Source organism: Photorhabdus sp. CRCIA-P01, from assembly GCF_003545805.1.
In the GTDB taxonomy this organism is placed as follows: Bacteria; Pseudomonadota; Gammaproteobacteria; order Enterobacterales; family Enterobacteriaceae; genus Photorhabdus; species Photorhabdus antumapuensis.
The window spans coordinates 35,728-54,145 of record NZ_NMQR01000012.1 but is presented as its reverse complement, the minus strand read 5'-3'; the positions used below and the strand labels follow the sequence as shown (position 1 = coordinate 54,145).

The 18,418-nt window shown below is 38.9% G+C and carries 15 protein-coding genes and 5 pseudogenes; 4 read left to right on the top strand and 16 right to left on the bottom strand.

Annotated features, from left to right (window positions below):
* Window positions 1–43 precede the first annotated feature (43 nt).
* The 13 genes and pseudogenes from D3222_RS09680 to D3222_RS09630 all read right to left on the bottom strand — a co-directional run bounded on the left by D3222_RS09680 (window position 44) and on the right by D3222_RS09630 (window position 10,856).
* Window positions 44–961: a DUF4255 domain-containing protein gene (locus D3222_RS09680; RefSeq protein WP_118985967.1), complete on the bottom strand. Its 918-nt coding sequence runs from the start codon at window positions 959–961 to the stop codon at window positions 44–46.
* A gap of 162 nt (window positions 962–1,123) precedes the next feature.
* Window positions 1,124–1,549 (bottom strand): annotated as a pseudogene (locus tag D3222_RS09675) (ATP-binding protein); the annotation flags it as partial.
* A gap of 9 nt (window positions 1,550–1,558) precedes the next feature.
* Window positions 1,559–2,161 (bottom strand): annotated as a pseudogene (locus tag D3222_RS09670) (contractile injection system tape measure protein).
* Between the two features lie 323 nt (window positions 2,162–2,484).
* Window positions 2,485–3,210, bottom strand: a complete 726-nt coding sequence (locus D3222_RS09665) for a contractile injection system tape measure protein (RefSeq protein WP_198672778.1) — start codon at window positions 3,208–3,210, stop codon at window positions 2,485–2,487.
* Between the two features lie 22 nt (window positions 3,211–3,232).
* On the bottom strand, window positions 3,233–3,547 hold the full coding sequence (locus tag D3222_RS09660) for a hypothetical protein (RefSeq protein ID WP_118985966.1): 315 nt from the start codon (window positions 3,545–3,547) through the stop codon (window positions 3,233–3,235).
* A gap of 221 nt (window positions 3,548–3,768) precedes the next feature.
* Entirely contained in the window at window positions 3,769–4,077 is a 309-nt protein-coding gene (locus tag D3222_RS09655) for a hypothetical protein (protein WP_118985965.1), read from the bottom strand.
* Window positions 4,078–4,221: 144 nt separating this feature from the next.
* Window positions 4,222–5,790 carry a hypothetical protein gene (locus D3222_RS26675; RefSeq protein WP_369973510.1) on the bottom strand — a complete coding sequence of 523 codons (1,569 nt, stop codon included), beginning with the start codon at window positions 5,788–5,790 and terminating at the stop codon, window positions 4,222–4,224.
* A gap of 69 nt (window positions 5,791–5,859) precedes the next feature.
* Window positions 5,860–6,540 carry a hypothetical protein gene (locus tag D3222_RS26670; protein WP_369973509.1) on the bottom strand — a complete coding sequence of 227 codons (681 nt, stop codon included), beginning with the start codon at window positions 6,538–6,540 and terminating at the stop codon, window positions 5,860–5,862.
* Window positions 6,500–6,658 (bottom strand): hypothetical protein, encoded by a 159-nt coding sequence (locus tag D3222_RS26665; RefSeq protein ID WP_369973508.1) that lies wholly within the window; start codon window positions 6,656–6,658, stop codon window positions 6,500–6,502. The genes D3222_RS26670 and D3222_RS26665 overlap by 41 nt, the downstream gene beginning before the upstream one ends.
* Window positions 6,624–8,489, bottom strand: a pseudogene (locus D3222_RS09645) (hypothetical protein). Before D3222_RS09645 ends, D3222_RS26665 begins: the two are co-directional and overlap by 35 nt.
* Before the next feature lie 46 nt (window positions 8,490–8,535).
* Window positions 8,536–9,189: pseudogene (locus D3222_RS09640) on the bottom strand (phage tail sheath family protein); the annotation flags it as partial.
* Between the two features lie 11 nt (window positions 9,190–9,200).
* Entirely contained in the window at window positions 9,201–10,343 is a 1,143-nt protein-coding gene (locus D3222_RS09635; RefSeq protein WP_118985964.1) for a phage tail sheath family protein, read from the bottom strand.
* Window positions 10,344–10,406: 63 nt separating this feature from the next.
* The gene (locus D3222_RS09630) at window positions 10,407–10,856 is read right to left on the bottom strand and encodes a phage tail protein (RefSeq protein ID WP_036805577.1); all 450 of its coding nucleotides are present in this window, start codon (window positions 10,854–10,856) and stop codon (window positions 10,407–10,409) included.
* 800 nt (window positions 10,857–11,656) lie between these two features.
* On the opposite strand from D3222_RS09630, the gene D3222_RS09625 reads away from it, so the two are divergent.
* From D3222_RS09625 to D3222_RS25450, 3 genes and pseudogenes are all read left to right on the top strand, one after another.
* Entirely contained in the window at window positions 11,657–12,139 is a 483-nt protein-coding gene (locus D3222_RS09625; RefSeq protein ID WP_118985963.1) for a winged helix-turn-helix domain-containing protein, read from the top strand.
* Between the two features lie 127 nt (window positions 12,140–12,266).
* Window positions 12,267–12,449 (top strand): hypothetical protein, encoded by a 183-nt coding sequence (locus D3222_RS25455; protein ID WP_198672777.1) that lies wholly within the window; start codon window positions 12,267–12,269, stop codon window positions 12,447–12,449.
* Between the two features lie 13 nt (window positions 12,450–12,462).
* Window positions 12,463–12,822: pseudogene (locus D3222_RS25450) on the top strand (hypothetical protein); the annotation flags it as partial.
* 255 nt (window positions 12,823–13,077) lie between these two features.
* Here D3222_RS25450 and D3222_RS09615 read toward each other — a convergent pair.
* Window positions 13,078–13,941 carry a helix-turn-helix domain-containing protein gene (locus tag D3222_RS09615; RefSeq protein ID WP_118985962.1) on the bottom strand — a complete coding sequence of 288 codons (864 nt, stop codon included), beginning with the start codon at window positions 13,939–13,941 and terminating at the stop codon, window positions 13,078–13,080.
* Between the two features lie 502 nt (window positions 13,942–14,443).
* On the opposite strand from D3222_RS09615, the gene xthA reads away from it, so the two are divergent.
* Window positions 14,444–15,250 carry an exodeoxyribonuclease III gene (gene xthA, locus D3222_RS09610; RefSeq protein WP_118985961.1) on the top strand — a complete coding sequence of 269 codons (807 nt, stop codon included), beginning with the start codon at window positions 14,444–14,446 and terminating at the stop codon, window positions 15,248–15,250.
* Window positions 15,251–15,433: 183 nt separating this feature from the next.
* Here the strand turns inward: xthA and D3222_RS09600 are convergent, their stop codons facing one another.
* Together D3222_RS09600 and selD are read right to left on the bottom strand one after the other, a co-directional pair.
* Complete coding sequence (locus D3222_RS09600; RefSeq protein ID WP_118985959.1) at window positions 15,434–17,362, bottom strand: DNA topoisomerase III; 1,929 nt, start codon at window positions 17,360–17,362, stop codon at window positions 15,434–15,436.
* Window positions 17,363–17,367: 5 nt separating this feature from the next.
* Complete coding sequence (selD, locus tag D3222_RS09595) at window positions 17,368–18,411, bottom strand: selenide, water dikinase SelD (protein WP_369973507.1); 1,044 nt, start codon at window positions 18,409–18,411, stop codon at window positions 17,368–17,370.
* Between the last annotated feature and the right edge of the window lie 7 nt (window positions 18,412–18,418).

Genomic DNA, 18,418 nt, shown 5'->3' with positions numbered 1-18,418 from the left:
AAAATATCGTTATCTCTCTAACTTATCGTTTTATTATGAGTAATTAATTAGATGATGGTTTTTTCACTCCAATTAATGCATCAGAATTTTCTTTAACCACAATAATACCGATACCATTTATCTTAACAACCGCTTTATGACTGTTTACCCAGGTTGAGATAATCTCTTTTATTTTAGAAAAATAATCTAAAAAAGTAACACCAGAAACCTCAAGAATAATTTTTTCATTTTCTTGATTGTCATTATTGTTTGTAACAGAGGTGTCCAGCCTCATTACTAACTTCACTTTAGTAAGTGCAAAACGTACATCGTCCGTACCACCTAAATCAATACATAATTTTTCTAATAATGCCTGACATATTTGTGAGCTAGCCAGATTCAGTTTTTGATCCACAGAATGGAAAATCTCCATAACTGGCTCTACTGTATTTTTAATATCTTGAAGTTCTACCGGTGCAGTAATCGAATATAATAAAGAAAGACGTGGGCGATTACCAAGCGCCTGCCAAAAATTACCTAAGCTATTTAAATTTTCCTGTGGTGGAATTACCCGAGTATAGGCACCAGGGATTTTAGGTAATTGCCGGTTATTAATCAATGCATTCAAAACAGATGTCATTATTCTTGCCTCTTGATTGTCAGGCTGGCTATCCGGGCTACAGCCATCAACTGATGGTTTATTCGAATGCCAATAAGTAATTAAATAATTATAATTAATATTTACCCATCCCGGTAACAATAAATTAGTTACAGGATTATAACGCTTTGGTTCAGCAGAGCGTAATTGCAAATCTTCATGTACGTCATAAAGAAATACACTTATTGTCGGCTTCGATGGAATTGAGTATATTTCTGGTAAATCAAAACGAATATCAATGTTATTTAAATATCGAGATAAAATGTCTTTTAATGCGTTATTAACTTCGACAATAGCATTATTAGGTTCAATGATATGTTTCATATCGACTCCAAATTTGGTAAATATTTAAAAAATCAGTCTGCCACTCTTATTTAATTCGAGAATAACTGCCCGTTCTATATGTTTATTCTCAATTTTTTCACTACTATTGTCTGAGGCTAATATTGATGCCAATAAGGCAATATTTCTGATATTAGCCCCAGTCAAATCAGCCCGCTTAGCAAAACTAGGCCACTGTTTTTTACTATTACCGTGCAGAGCAGCAAATAATGCATGATAACGACTATCAAAATGGGGCAATAAACCGAGCAATAAGGCGTCACGCTCAAATTCCGTGAGCTCAAAACGCTCAACTAATAGAGACAGTGCATCAAAGGTAAAGTGTTCTCCGGTTTTCGGATAGCCAACAATATTACCCTGCTCAAATAACCAATGAGGAAAGCCCTGCGGTTGTGCCAAATATTCTTCTACCTTATCCTCCGTAAGTAAAAAACTCTCCGGTAATGAATCGTACCTTTCTCTCTTTTGATAATAATAGCGCTGCAATAGCAAATCGATACGTTCCAGATGGGGATAAATCCAGTGTAATTCAGCCACCACATAGTGGCTATTTTTAAGTAAACAGTTCATATAAACCTTTTAAGTATTTTGCCAGTCAACTTGTAAAGAAAGATTTAGCCAGGGAAATTTGATGATATTTAACGGCCACGGCCAATCGGCTAATAACAGATCAAATGGCTGATGTTGTAGTGTAATTTTGATTTCCTGTTCATCTATCCGCAATTCACCCGGTCGTTGTAAGAGTAGTTAGCGAACATCATTACGGCTCAGTTTTTTCCAGCCCGGAAGTTGAACGATAATCGCATCCAACCATCGTTCTATTATCAGATGTTCTTCTGGCTCAATAGGGATTAATTGCGTTTCTTCATCAATCATTAACCCACACAAAACTTTATTGAGTGTTTTTCTTTCCACCTGCTCCTCTTCATTCCCCCAAATAAGATAATCCAGAAAATCAACCGCTCTAAATTGAGCTTGGTGATGAATAAATTTTTTCTCCTCAAGTAGATCTAAATGGTTAAATAAAACAGGTAACATCGGCCACAGAATTAATACTCCAGCATTACTCACCTGATATGGAGAAAATAAATCCGATTCAGAATGTGGTCTGTTAATATCCCGAAGTGGACTACAATTATTGTCTTTAACGTGCAAATTATCTAGTGTCAAATTATTTGTCATAAAACGTTGTGACAGTTTATTATACTGCTCAGCAGAGAGATGTTTCTTACACAGTTTTGGAATCAATTCTATTTGCCAAATGAGCTTCAACCATTCATTTACTAAATCATTTTCAACTACAATATTTTGTCGGAATAAAGTAATAATAGGCACAATATCAAGCATACTGCTATCAAGTTCAGCCATGATATATGATATCACTTTCATATCGGGTTTAGGTATTTCCTGAGTATTATATCGCTGTATATATCCCAAGGCATTTAATACCAATTGCCAAGAGGAAGCTACCTTTCCTTGATGATGATATTTATACCCTATGGATTTCAAGATGCATCGCGACGGCAAGGGAACGAATCCCCGGGAGCATAGATAACTATGTGACCGGGGTGAGAGAGTGCAGCCAACAAAGAAGCAACTTGAAAGATAACGGGTATATCTATATTCTCCGATAATTTGCGATTAATCTCAGTTAACAAATCAGGTTGGCTGATAGTTAAAAGACGCTGCAAACCGTGTTCAGATAAACAACTTTTTGCTAATAATAATGTTAAATTGCTCTCCATTCGCATGAATTGATTAATTAAAGATTTGATATTAACATCAATACTCCTATTTTTCGCCATTATCTTTGCAGGATTTAATTTAATATCTTTTTGATATAAATACTGGATAAATTTCTCGATATCAGATAGATAATGACTATGTAATAAAGAGGGCTTGCCCGTGTTTTTAGATATTATTGAATTTTCCGTAAGAGTTTTTTCCTTATTATTTTCTTGATATTGACTCAAAGCTTTATTTAGAGCGGAATTAAGCCTAATAGGAAACAATACATTAAAGTTACGGAAATTAATTTCACCAAGATTCAGCGTTAATTTCTCCAAATAGATATCCTGACTAATCGCATATTTATTAAAGTATAAATTAAGTAATTTATTCATACTGACTTGATTAAGCAAAGAACCATGTAATATTTTTTTAGCTATCTGTTGATTATTAGCTTCAATAGTAATATTGATCCGATTTAATCTGTTTCTCTCTAAGACCATATTAATTTTCCTTTATAGTTAACTACTGCAATAGGCACGAAGATTTTATGTATACCCAACCATTAGGTACAGATCCACTACTATAAAATGGCACGATTGTTCCTGCGGGAATAATTAAATCAGCGAGTGCTGATGCAATTGCTTCGATATTAACACCTACACCACTGGAATCAACTTTAATACCATTGCTCGCTTTAACTTTTACGCCATTCTCACTCAAACTTAAACCACTTGTGCCGCTCCAGGCATTATTGCTATTTCCTCCCTCCAATTTTAAATAAAGGCCAGCATTATCAGTTACTACAATACCACCACCTTTCCAACATTTAACAGCCATACCCTCTGAATCAACGGAAATACTGCCATTATTCTTAGCCTTAACTTCTACTCCCTTTCCACTAACAGAAATACCATCACCAGCTTTAACTGAAACACCACTGCCATCAACAGTAATACCATTAGCGGCCTTGACAGATACATTATCTTTATTTACAACAATACCATTACCTTGACCAACACATATTCCATTGTCTTTATTAACCAGACCACTACCAAGGTCTACAGATAAAATATTTTTTCCAGTATTAATGGAGAAAAATCTTTACTGGCGATAGTGCCCATTTTTAAATTAAGCGTACCATTACCATCTAGTTCTAATCCTTTTCCTGGTCCATTTTGTTGCGGTGCTTGCCCGGTTGATTTTCGGCCAATATCAGCAATATCAATCAAGTGTTCATAATCAATTTGCAATAGAATGCTGCCTGCTTTAAAGCGTTTTTTTAAATCATCCGCTGAGGGACTTTCTGCTTTATTATTGGTATTTTCTGGATTAATCTCTGAATTTGACAAATCGTTCTTCTTTTCCATTTTTATCACCTTATATATTAATCTATTCTATTGCGAATATCTTAAAATTACGACCACATAATAATTAAATATAATAAATTTAATAGCACAACAAGTGTCTATTATTGTAATACAACATTAATCCTACTTTTACTTATAGATAAATTAATCTTTGGCTTTATCATTCCCTTTATTACGATTAATATCCTCCTGAATTTTCGGTACATATAGCAATTGGTTACTCTCAATAAATTCATAATGCCATCCTGTTTCAGATTCACCAATAACCTCAGCGCTCTGCTTTTCAGTAGCAATTCGCATATTTCCCGTACCCGTTAATGCAGAAGGTAGGCGTCCTAAAGTTAACATTTCTAAAATATGGTATGCTTCATCCCCTAAAGCAGCGCCATTATTTTGCCAACGCTTATAGGTGCTGGCAAAATTCCTAAAATTATCCGGTGGCAACCAATGAATAATCATGGAAACATGAGCAGGAAATTCAGCTAAAATCTCAGTTTTTACCCACGATTCCAGTTTATGAGGATCAACCTTGTTATTTTCAATTAACTGACGATTAATAACTACACTAACGACAAATGAAAAACGATCAGTATGCGCGTATTCTGCACCAGAGAAATACCAACGATAACGCCATGCATTTTCCTTTTTCGGAAAAGGTTTGGTGTCTTTATCCCGTTCAATTAATATCTTACCCTTAATCCGATCAAATTCTTTTACCGAAGCTCTCAGCATATAATCAGATGGAGAATTCACATTAGCTGATATTTTTTTGACTTGTTCATAAGGGGTAATTTTATATTTTAGCGTGATTTCGTCCCCTTCTTTGATCATAGCCGGAAAGGGGCTTTGGGGGCTGGACATGATCCAGCTTTCATCTTTGTCATCTATTTTATCTGTCTCTTCAGCATAAACTAGTTGATAATCCATATCTTCCAACCACACCGGGCTATTTTGCCAGACTAGTTTTTTGTCGGTAAATGCCTGTCGTACTCTGTCCAAATTGTATTCCAGAGCGACACTGTTACGGGTGTCAAGATAAAATGATTGTTCTGTAATTTCAGTGATCACTTGGCCGCGCAATGTGAATCCGTTCTCACCTTTAATCATTAAGTTAATCATCTGACCATGTAATAACCGCCCTGCCGCACTTTGCTGAGTAATAATTAAGTGATGGCTTTTAGCATCAGGATGATTTTTAATTTCCAGGTTATCAGGTATTTGTGCACTGTTGAATGCCTCGTCAGGTTTCACTGGCAACAACCGACGATGCTCAATTAAATAGAAAGGCAGATCAGCCAAATCAGGCGGTTCACTAAAGCATTTTCTTCCCAAACCTAACCGGGCGGCAATCCGTTTTTGCAGCGCCGATACTTTATCAATCCGAATATTATTACGATGATAGGTCAACTCTGGTTGTTGAGCCAAATAACCGCGCTGAGTGGATAGAAAATCCCGTCGATTGAGAATAAGTGGTCTAGCGGCTCGATGAGCACCAAAATAGCCTAACAGATACTCAAGAATAGCCAGCTCTTTTGCATAGTTTCGTTCATGGATGCCATCATCGTTATCAATTTGTTCATCATCAGTCAGTTTCCCAATTAAGTCAGACATTATCTCCTGATGAACATTCTGACTCACTGTATTAACTTTGAAAGGCCATTGTGCACCATATACCGCATTTCCCCGTTGTTTAAACGCCAATAGTTTTGGCAATAAGGCAAGCTCCGCGCAGCCATTAGCTAGCATCTGTTCAAAAGGCAGCAAAAATTGGTGTAACTGTACTTATTGTAAGGTATGTTTATTAGTCTGCAATCCATAGCAAGCGGGTAATTTATTGCTTAACGGGTAATAATCCAACACTTTACGATGCTTGCCCCAGTTTAATAATTTTGGTTGTGTATTAATCAGCGGTTCTGTAATGAGCTTCTTCTTTATCTCTTCGCTAGAAATTACAACTTTCACTCCACCTTTGGCGATAAGAATCAATGGACTGTCTGGTGAGGTAATCAATTTCAAGGGATCTTCACCCCATAATCTGGGATAATATCCTTTCGCAATTTGCCAAGACCAATTATCGCCCGGTAGTGGAGAAATAATTTTCTTATTATCTTTATCTAATTCCAGTCGGGTAATACCTTGAACTCCCTTGATAGCCAATAATTGGTTAACCAAATGGCTTAAACTTAACACTATGGTACCGTTGTAATCTTTGGTCGGCGGTAATTCAGGTATCCAACCGTGATGCAAATAGGGCCCATCAAAAATTTCTTCATTACTGTAACCCATTTCTTTCATTGCCTGAGTGGTATAACGTAGCGGCTTTTCCAGTACCGTTTGTTCCGCCGTCATATAAATTTGGGCAACTATGTCAGCGATATCTTTAACGTCATTATCAAGCTGAATATCAATCTTCAATGGCAAATCAACAGGCTTCCAGTAAGGTAATACCGGGATCACTTTCATGCATATCACTCCAATATTGACCAGACTGTTGTTCAATAACAGCCTTAGCCTGAGCAAGTAAGGTATCAAAGGCAATATCGTCTTTAACGACGGGAAACAGAGCATCCTGATGACTCATTTATTAACTCCTTAGTTGAGGAATGTTTATCTGGCCAGACTAAAATCAGCACTTCATTATCGTTAGCTTCGATATTTGCACCCACGACACCCGTAACTCGGTTAGCTGTTGTTATGCTTAAATTAGTGACGCGTTCTACCAAAGGGGATTGTTGGATGGTGGCTAATAAGAGGTAGTAGTCAATGTGGTTACCCATTGTCACGCCAATAGCCGGATTCTCTCCCCACGGCATATATGTTCGGCTTAATTGCTGTTGTAGCTGATGATGACCGTAGTCAGAATTGACGCCGGAGATAAAGATCACTTGATAGTCCACATTAACATCAACATAAGTAGGATTGTTGATTTCAATGGTTGCCCAAGGGCTACTTAATTGACTTAACCATTCGACCATCTCAGCCAATCGCGCCGGGTTCAATTCTGGACGTAATGCATCATCGTTATCCTTGTAACGGTTGTCCGGGATCACTATCAGTTGTTGCTTTTCCGGCGCGGGAATGGTGGTTAATTTACCGCCTGAATGGTGTCTGACATCAAATAAGCTGACAAAATTATCTTTTAATAAGGTGACCATGTTCCCCCAACTCAACACTCGGTTACGATGGGACAGCCGGACAGGAACTCGTTTCAGGAATGCTTGTTCGGTTTCTTTCGGGCGACCATTCCAAGATGCCCAAGGTTGAGCTACTTCACTGATTACAACGGATGAGTTCACCGGCTGTTTAATGCTGTTGGCTGCTAATCCATTTAGTAAGTGATCCGATTCAATGGTTTCCGCGTTAATGAGAGTAGCGGTTATAGCGTTATATAACAGTCCTTTAATTTTTGGATAATTAGGTGGTTTTTCACCAGATATCTTTGGTGCCATCTTAGCTTTTAGCCAGTATTTATCTGTTGGCATTAGAGAGGCTTGATTTGAAGCATTTTGTGGTAATAAAGTTCGCAAGGTTCCCTGATCGAACAAGTTGCGGGTTTGGTCGTGAACCCGTTGGGTTAATGACTGCCATGTATTGTCTTTATTAAGATAAAACCAGGATATGGAGAATTATTCAAAGCCGTCTAACTGCCAGTACAGAGATAAAGTTTGCCCCGGTAATACATCGGTAAAGCCTAAATAGAATGTATTATTGGCTAATAACGATATATTTGCTTGGTCCCAAGTTTGGTTGGCGGATTGAATACTGACATCATTGGGTGTTGCGCTAAAAAGCCGAATACCGTTTTCGGGTAATTTAATGTTATCTGAGTCGCTTAATATTATTGCCGATTTCCAATTACTATTATCTTTCCGATACCAACGTAGGTCGGTTAGTTTCCCTTGGTTCGCTAATAGATCAGCATCTGATGCATACTGTAACGGGTTTCCGGCGCTGTCCTGCCCGGCATCAAACAGGGTCCCTTTTGGGATAAGATATTCTGCATTATCTGTATTTAAGGTAATGCCTAAAGCAACGCTATCCGCTTGGGTGCTTTTTGGTTTCAGCCCCAATAATTCCCGGTAATAAAGATTACGGTGCCGTGCCGGAAAAGTGTTAAATAATACTTTGGTTGTTTCTAACAGTTTTAAAAAAGCCAACACAAAAGCTTGATGAGCGGGTAAATAGCCATTGGCTTTATTCGCATTTTGGTAAATATCCGCTAATTTCTCAGGAGTATTTTCCTGAATAAAGTAGAAGCTATCCCAGAATTGTTTTTTCTCTTGATTGAAAGGAATTTTTTTTGCGTATTCTTGTAGCCAATTTAAAATATCCAGCGTACTTCTTTCATTAAGTTTAAAATCTGTCTCTGGTACGATAGTGGCGAGTTTATTTTTTAATTCGGTGAGTCCCATATTATACCACCTGTGATTTGAATATATTACGGATAGCTTTGCGTTAGGTTTGTGAGGGTACATTAACACTGATGGCGGTTGTTTTATCTCGGTTATCAGCGATAAGGAAATAGCCAGCATTCAATAACGAAGGCGTCAAACTGTTATATATTTGATGTTGATAACCAGAGTCCTGTTCAGAACAGACGATCAGAGTAATTTCTAAAGCCTGCTCAATTAATTCGGGGATTAAGTCCAGAGTTTCAGTATTTCCCAAATCAGCAATTGGCAAGATATAACAAGGTCCACCGCCATTTTGAAAATAAAGTTTTAAAGTATCACTGCTTGTCGTGTAGTTAACTGCTGTCACCTCGTAAGTGTAATCAGCTTTTTTTTCTTCTTCATTTGTATCGCTATTAATCTCTCCATTTTCTTTGGTAGCTTTGTTTTCGGCTGATATATCATTTTCAACTTTCTTTGGTTTTTTAGCGGCAGGTGGAGGTGTTGATTTAATATCTATTGACGTAACACAACCCACATGAAACTGGTTAGTGAAATCCAACCAGCTACTAACTCGTGCCACTTGTGGCGTTATACTTGTTTTCCTAGGTGAGAAACGGCCAATAAAAACAGGAATTGCTGTATTCCCTTGGCTGATAGAAAGCGCCAGTGATGCATCTTCTTCAATATAGACGCCCGGATAAGTTGGTGTTATTGGCATATTACCTCCAATTATTGTGCGACGTTCTGCGTAAACTTCAAGATAATAAACTCGGCAGGACGAACCGCCGCCATACCCACTTTGACGATCATTTTGCCCTGTTTAATATCGTCATCAGTCATGGTGATACCTTTACCTATTTGAACAAAATAAGCTTGCTCGGCTTTATTTCCCGCCAATCCGCCTTGTTGCCAAAGAGAATAGAGATAATTATCAATAGCCCGACGCACAACTTCCCAAGTGGGTTGGCTATTAGGCTCAAAGACCGCAAAGCTCATGGCATTTTTAATATCTCGCTCGGCGCTGTTAAACAGGCGACGAACCGAGATATAACGCCAGTTATCACTGTCCTCAAGCGTGCGAGCTCCCCAAACCAATGTGCCGCTCTTAGGAAAATTACGGATCATATTCAGTGCTTTGCCTTGGTTATATTGTCCTTGCAGGTCATCAGTCACCGGATATTTAGGTTGTAATCCACCTTGAATAGCCACGTTAGCCGGAGCTTGCCAAACACCTCGGTTGTTATCAACACAGGCATAAATACCCGCCATCATTGCACTGGGTGGAATATCAACACTCGCTTTTCTCCCTTCATCAGCTTTTTCATTTCCCCATTCGGCGGTCAGCCAGGGATAGTAAACCGCGCCATAGGGGGTAGCGGTATAAGGTTGGAGTATTTTATCTGGATCTGGTTTTTCTATATCGGTGGTACCATCTTCTTTGGTAACTTTAGTCACTTCGGTAACATCAGCTTTTGGACCATCAAAAACGGCGAATAATCCTTTTCCTGGTTTACAAAGTGTCCCTACGGCAGTAGTGATATCTTCTCCGGCAGCAATCAGCAATGTGACATCATCTAGTTTTGGAACTTGATCTACCAGGTCTTTAGTTTTCACGAGATAGCCATATCCACCACCGTTAATAAAATAGGCTCGTAGTGAGATATCAAGCTTATCATCAGGATCAAATTGCCCACCTTTTCGTGTCAAATAGTCCAACCAACTACTAATACGGACATAATTTTCTGTGGATAAAAATTTATTAGTATTTGCAACCGCAAAAACAGGGACCGCCGTTGCACTGGAACGGACGGAGAGTGCCAATGAAGCATCTTCCTCAATATAGACACCCGGATAAGTTGTACTGATTGTCATAATATTCGCCTTTAAAAAACACTGTATTGACGTGCCAGACTATTCCTGACACCAAACAGTGTATTAATGGAATTCAACAGTAACCCGATCGGCTTTCAAACTTATTTCCTGCACCGCAACTTCATTACTGGTAGCATCAAAACTGGGTGCTGTTAGTTTTTCTGGGAAAGCATTAGCAATATTCCAGGTAATCAGCAAATTTGAACCTGTCTCATCAGTCAGGCTAATAGAAATATCTTTCTTTTCTATCTGATTAAGCGAAATAGAATTAATCCAATCGTACAATTTAGATTGCCCTTTAAATATACCGCGCTTCAAGGTAATTGTTGGTCTCTGACGCTGACCGGGCATTTGTAACCAATTACCAATTCCATCACGATATTCAATCGTGTCATAGCTAATATCTAATCCCGATACACTTTGAAAAGACATTTGCTCATCACCAACGGTCACGACAAAACGGTAAGTTGGAATGGGGTATTGAACAGCAATTTGATCGGCAGTTGTAGACATTGTTATTTCCTTAAGAGTTAAATTCATAACCGGGTTAAAACACACATCATTTTAGGTACGCTACCGCCCTTAGGTATCATGCCTAATGCCTTACGTGTGTATTCACCGTGCTTTAATATCCAAACCCTCATTCAAGGCAATGAGGCGACCTGACGACTGACTAACGTAAGTTAATACGTGATAAACATCACACCGTTGGAACTTGAAGCTATTCATTGAACAGTAATCACTCAGACACCGATAAATAAAAGTTAAAAATAAAAAATAATGATTTTAATCTCTATTTTCATTTATAATTCAATATGATAAAAAAACATCACCCAACCAATAGGGTTATTGCTTATGAACATCTATTTATCAATTTTTACAAAATTAATTTATAAGAAAAAAACAATACCTAAAAATAATTTATCTATATTTAAAAATTTTCATTTATTTCACAGATAATAGAGACAGAATTATCACAAATATAAATAAAACTAATAATTAATTATCATTAGTTTTATTTATTAATAAGAAAAATAAAAATAACCTAGATAACAAAATAAAATAAAAGATTTTAAATTATTTATTTTCTTGCATTACTTATTCATAAAATATATAAACTCTAATAGGCATAAGTGCCTAATTGAGCCCTCCTGGCTATATACCTAATAGATTTCGAGTTGCATCGCGACGGCAAGGGAGCGAATCCCCGGGAGCATAGATAACTATGTGACCGGGGTGAGTGAGTGCAGCCAACAAAGAGGCAGCTTGAAAGATAACGGGTATAAACACTAAACAGAGGCAAAGAATGCGTTATGTTGAAAATAACTAGAGATGTTTATTTAGACTGTGACTCAAACAAAATAATTCATGGTAAAAATATATTTATCATTACGGAAAAAGAGAAACGCCTGTTAGTTGCATTGTGGGAACATGCATCCCAGGGGAATACGTTAAACCGGGAACAACTGATCCCTCTGGTTTGGCCTGAACGCAAAAACGGAGTAGCAGAAACCAATTTACTGCAATTAATCTGTAAATTACGTCGCACATTACGCTATTGTGATCTAGGTGAAGCCATACACACAGTGTACCGACAAGGTTATCGTTTTATTCTGCCATTTCAAGATAACGCACAAGATAATAGTCAACCCCAAAATACCAAATTACCGATTCCCACCGATACACCTCCGAAGCCATTTTATTGGCGTTTCACCAGGATGATTGTTATGTTTATCACCGCAATCATCTGGATATCAACTCTCCTATATACAGCCCCTTTTTTGGCTAAGAAATAATGATGTTTTTATTTGCAAAACAGTTAAATCCCCGTCATTGGAGGTCCATTACATTAAACAGCATATATACCCTTCATCTTTACGGCTCATTTCAGCAAGTTATGGGCCGCTTTAATAAGAAAAGATCATGACTCATAACATTGAAATTATCTGTTTTTTCATCGGTGTAACTCCTTCGTCATTAAAGTGTGGCCTCGCAGGAAAACCACAAAACTATCTCTACACTTCATCCGATGAGCTTGAGCAATTAGGTCCTCTGCTAGAACGTCAAGATATTGCCGGTGTACAAATTGTTTATAGCTGGAAATAATTGGAAGGTGCACCGGGCATTCAAAAAATCCTATGTGGTGCAATATGTTAACTTCTGGCCATGTGAATGGGATAACGATCATCAATATATGTCTCGTTTTTTTAATTTCGCGTCGAAAAATAAGATCGGTATCGGCGGTCCCGATATCGTGCCGTATCAATCTGCTCAGATGAAAAACGCTTATCGCTTTTTCAACCGTTACAAAGGCAAACTGGATTTGGTGGCAATGGCAGTCCAAGAACCAACTCTGGCCTACACCAACCCAAAAACTAAAAAACCCTTCACTCAGGAAGAGTTTACTCATTTTGCCGAAAACCACTTGGGGGCTAACATTATTTTTTGGAGTACCACAACACCGTGGCTAAAGCAGTAAAGCAAAGGCCATGCACAATGGGTTGTGCCAAACACCAGACGAAAATGAATAATAATGTCAGGCTTGTAGTACAAGTTGCTCCAAAAGGCGAGGAACAGTCCATTTTTCCTCACCATTACCAAACATTTACTCGGAATATTCAAATAAGAATTTGAAATATAAATTTATCATTTAGGTACAGTGAAAAATCTTTATAATTATCTCCGCATAATAACAACGCGGAGCTTACCATAATCCTCTCCGCGTAGATGAACTTTAACTCATATCATTAACTGAATCGATAAAACGATTAAGAACACTTGAGTGTGATTTAGACTTATAAATATAACATTGATTTGCTGCACCAGGTTTTTCAATGGGAACAAAACTCAAAGCGTCTCCTCCTTCCAATTCATCAGGATGAGAATCTGTAATAAATATATAATCTCTGGAATAAATGAAATTCATGCAACATCCCATATTATCCATCTGACGCATATTTACTTTTCCACCACTTTGAATAACTTCTTCTTCCAAGTTTTTAATGAAACTACTTTTATAAAGTACAGGATCGCATAGCCAAGTATTACTCTTTAGCAATTGCATCACATCACCATTAGCAATATCTAATAACTCTTTTCGGCAGCAAATTCCCAATTCAGGCCCTTTTATTTTACTAATGAGGCTGAAACGGTCACTCAGTATCTTTTCTGAGCTCAAAATGAGCGTGTTGCCGTCATAATCCACTATTTCTTCAATGTTATCATAACTAAACCGGAATATATTTACCTGTGAGCTATTTCTGTCAGCTGCCTTATATAAATAAATAAGATGTTTGTTTTTCCCCCAATCGTAATAAATATTAACTATGTTACATATACTACCACTGATATGTTTTTTAGTTATTTCTTTTTCTTGTAAATAAAGATCTTTAAGATCGTTATATAATTCTAAACCATCTTTAGTCAAACTCATCCCAAATTTCTCCCTTTTGAAAAGGCGCTTCCCTAATGTTGCTTCGAAGTCTTTGATTGATTTAGCTACTGGAGGAGTTGTACGGTTCATCACTCTTGCCGCTTTACTTAAAGAACCATTTTCCACCACTGCCATGAATGCTTCTAATTTACGAGAAAAAAACATAATTCACCGTTCCTATATAACTTGTGGCTAAAATAATTTCTTTGAAATAGCCTTCACCAAATGACAGCTAAATCAAGTTTGATACTGTGAAGGCATAAATTTTGTACAAAAAAACAAATACTTCTCAAACATATACCACATAAAAAAAGCGTATGTTCAATACATAGGTGGCTCAATAAACTCTATTATTCATGTTTATCATGGTTCAAAAATTAATCTCAACCAATCAACCATTAGAAAATATAAACATTACTAACGAGCTCAATTTTCTATCAAAGATTAGGATAGGGTTCTACATTTTTCAGTAATCAATTTTTGTAACACTAGAGATAAAAACGGTCTAACCAAGGCTCTTTCTCACCACAAATTATTATATTTTTCACAGCAAATTATAATATTAGGGGATCCGTTACTATTTCGTGCTGACCATTGTCAATAGTTACTTTTTAAGATCCATCTGTTACTATTGTTCCTGTGTCTTTTTACTGGATGGCTGTAAAAGATGAAATTTATCTCTTTTAATATTAATGGACTACGTGCCCGCCCCCATCAGTTAGCTGCGATCATCGAGCAACATCAACCCGATGTTATCGGCCTACAGGAAACAAAAGTTCATGATGAAGTGTTTCCTTTAGAAGAGGTTGGGAAACTTGGCTATCATGTATTTTATTACGGCCAGAAAGCCCATTACGGCGTTGCACTGTTAACGCGCCAGGTGCCTCTTGCGGTGTATCGTGGGTTTCCAGGGGATGATGAAGATGCTCAACGCCGGGTTATCATGGCGGAAATGGAAACCCCACACGGGTCATTGACCGTTATTAATGGCTATTTCCCACAGGGAGAAAATCGTGAACATCCAGTGAAATTTCCGGCAAAAGAGAAATTTTATCAGGATCTGCAAAACTACCTGGAGCAAAACTTAACCCCTCAATCACACGTGATTATCATGGGTGATATGAATATCAGCCCGACAGATCTGGATATCGGAATTGGTGAGAACAACCAAAAACGCTGGTTAAAAGCAGGTAAATGTTCTTTTCTGCCTGAAGAGAGAGATTGGATGGATCGCCTGAAAAATTGGGGTTTGGTTGATACATTCCGGCATCTCAATCCTGAATGTAATGACCAATTTTCCTGGTTTGATTATCGATCCAAAGGGTTTGATGATAACCGAGGATTGCGGATTGATTTACTGCTTGCAAGTAAACCCTTGGCGGAGCGCTGTATCGCAACAGGTATTGATTACAAAATCCGTGAAATGGAAAAACCGTCAGATCATGCCCCAGTTTGGGCAGAATTTGAAATTTGATATTCTGTTAACACCGAATATACCTAATAGATTTCGAGTTGCAGCGCGGCGGCAAGTGAATGAATCCCCAGGAGCATAGCTAACGATGTGACTGGGGTGAGTGAAAGCAGCCAACAAAGCAGCAGCTTGAAAGATGAAGGGTATATCAATTGTTTTTTAAAATAACGCAATAATTGCTGCGCTCTATGGCGCAGCTATTTTGGTGTTTTTCGTTGCTTTCATTTTTTTCCCTTTTTTATCTTTCACTGGGAGTGGTGGTAAGTCACGAAAAGCGGTTAAATTACGGTCCTGTTTAGCCTGCCAAATTAATTGTTGCAATGTCTCCTCAAGTGGCACCATGAAATCTTGATAGCGGAACTGTTTTTCACTAATTTGCGTTAACCGAGACTCCCAATGGGCGGTCATATCCGGTAAAGCGGCCATATCAGGCAATACGTGAATCAACGCCCTACCCGCAGGTGTCGCATGAATATGACGCCCTTTTTTATAAAGAAACTCCCGTTTAAACAACAGTTCGATAATGCCAGCCCGCGTCGCTTCCGTTCCTAGCCCATCTGTTGCACGAAGAACTTTTTTCAGTTCCTTATCCTGTACAAAACGGGCAATTCCGGTCATGGCAGAAAGGATCGTCGCATCAGTAAATGGTTTCGGCGGTTGGGTTTGGCGCTCTACCACCTCTCCTCTTTCACACAATAATTCATCACCTTTAGCAACAACCGGTAATGGCGTTCCGTCATTCTCTTCATCACGCTCTTTATTTCCAAGCAACGTTCTCCAACCTGCCTCAGCAAGAAAACGGGCTTTAGCAATAAATTTTCCACCCGCAATTTCCAATTCAATAACACATTTACGGAATATGGCATCCGGGAAAAATTGCATCAAATATTGTCGGGCAATCAAACCATAAATATTAGCCTCGTTATCCGTCAAATTTATATGACTACTTCTAGCTGTAGGAATAATTGCATGGTGAGCATCAACTTTTTTATCGTCCCAACAACGATTCTTTCTATCTATTTCCAGTAACTTTTGTGGCAATAGATTTGTTGCATGAATAGATATCGCATTAAGCACTGAATGACGACCAGCAAAGTGTTCATCGGGCAAATAACGACAATCAGAACGGGGATAAGTAATTAACTTATGTGTTTCATACAATCGCTGACAAATATCCAATACTTGCTGCGCATTTAGGCCAAAACGTTTCGCGGCTTCAATTTGCAAAGAAGATAATGAAAATGGCAAAGGAGCGACTTCAGATTCCCGTTTATCCTGATAAGAGATCACATAGGCTGGTTGACCGGTTATTCTGGCAACAACATGTTCAGCCAGAAGCCGGTGGATCAATCGCCCTTCTTCATCCAAAAAATCGATACAAGATTCACTTGGTTGCCAGATAGCGATAAAACGTTCATCTTTCGGCGTCACAATATGCGCTTTCACCTCAAAAAAATCTTTGGGTACGAAATGCTCAATCTCTTCATCCCGGCGAACAACTAAACCCAAAATAGGGGTCTGAACCCGCCCGACAGATAATACCCCCTGATACCCCGCATTGCGGCCAAGCAAGGTATAAGCACGGGTCATATTAATGCCATAAAGCCAATCAGCCCTAGCTCTGGCGAGAGCTGAAACACATAGCGGAATAAAATCCCGGTTATCTCTTAACCGATCAACAGCTCTGGTCACCGCTTGCGGATTTAGATCACTTATCAAGCAACGACGAACATTTTTCCGCCTCACGGCATCCAGTTTCAAAAAATCCAGAACCTCATCCACTAACAGTTGCCCTTCCCGATCTGGGTCACCGGCATGCACTATTTCATCGGCTTTTTCCAACAACATCTGGATAATGTTGAGTTGTTTCTCAACAGAAGGTCGCGGTTTTAACTGCCATTTTTCAGGAATGATTGGAAGATCAACTAATGACCAACGAGCAAAACGACTGTCATAGGCATCAGGTTCCGCCTGTTCCAACAAGTGCCCAATACACCAGGTAACAAACTGGTTATCTCCACAAGCGATAAAGCCATCACCACGGCGATGCGGTTTTGGTAAAATATCGGCAATCGCCCTGGCTAGACTTGGTTTTTCTGCAATAAAAAGCCGCATGGATATTATTCATTAACCTCAATGAGTACTCTGCCTGACTGTTGCTCAGACAATTCACCAATCGCGGTCAGTTCGATGCCATGACATCGTGCAATCGCTTTCACTTCGTCCATGGCTTCTGGTAGAACAGCCAACAGCAGGCCACCGGATGTTTGCGGATCACATAACAGTTTGCGCTGACGTTCTGTCATTTCACCAATAAGATGACCGTAACTATCAAAGTTACGCCCAGTTCCCCCCGGAACACAACCCTTTTCAATGTAGGATTCCACTTCCGGCAGTTTAGGCACTTTTGCAAAATGGAGCGTTGCCTGAACCCCCGATCCTTGACAAATTTCACTTAAATGCCCTAAAAGACCAAACCCGGTTACATCGGTCATTGCTGTAACGCCAGCCACCTCGGCAAAATCCATCCCCAATTTATTTAAGCGGCACATGGTTTCTATCGCGACGCCCTGATGTTCAGGTAACAGCAAGCCTTTTTTCTCCGCCGTGGTCAATACACCGATTCCAAGTGGTTTTGTCAGAAATAGCTGGCTTCCCGCTTGCGCGGCACTGTTCTGTTTCACTCGGTCAATATTAACGATACCAGTTACAGCCAGACCAAAAATAGGTTCAGGTGCATCAATAGAGTGCCCTCCCGCCAGTACAATCCCAGCCTCTTTACATGCAGCCCGGCCACCTTCAATCACCTTACGGGCCATTTCCGGCGCCAATTTATCAATCGGCCATCCCAAAATAGCTATCGCCATAATAGGCTTACCGCCCATTGCATAAATATCGCTGATAGCATTTGTGGCAGCAATGCGCCCAAAATCAAATGGATCATCGACAATCGGCATGAAGAAATCTGTCGTACTGATAATGCCGGTACCATTGCCAATATCATAAACCGCAGCATCATCACGGGTTTCATTACCCACCAGTAAGTGAGGATCAAGAAATTTTTCCTGCTCACTATGCAGAATGGTTTCCAAAACTTTTGGTGAAATTTTACAACCGCACCCAGCACCGTGGCTGTATTGGGTAAGACGAACTTCTGTTGACATAATAGGC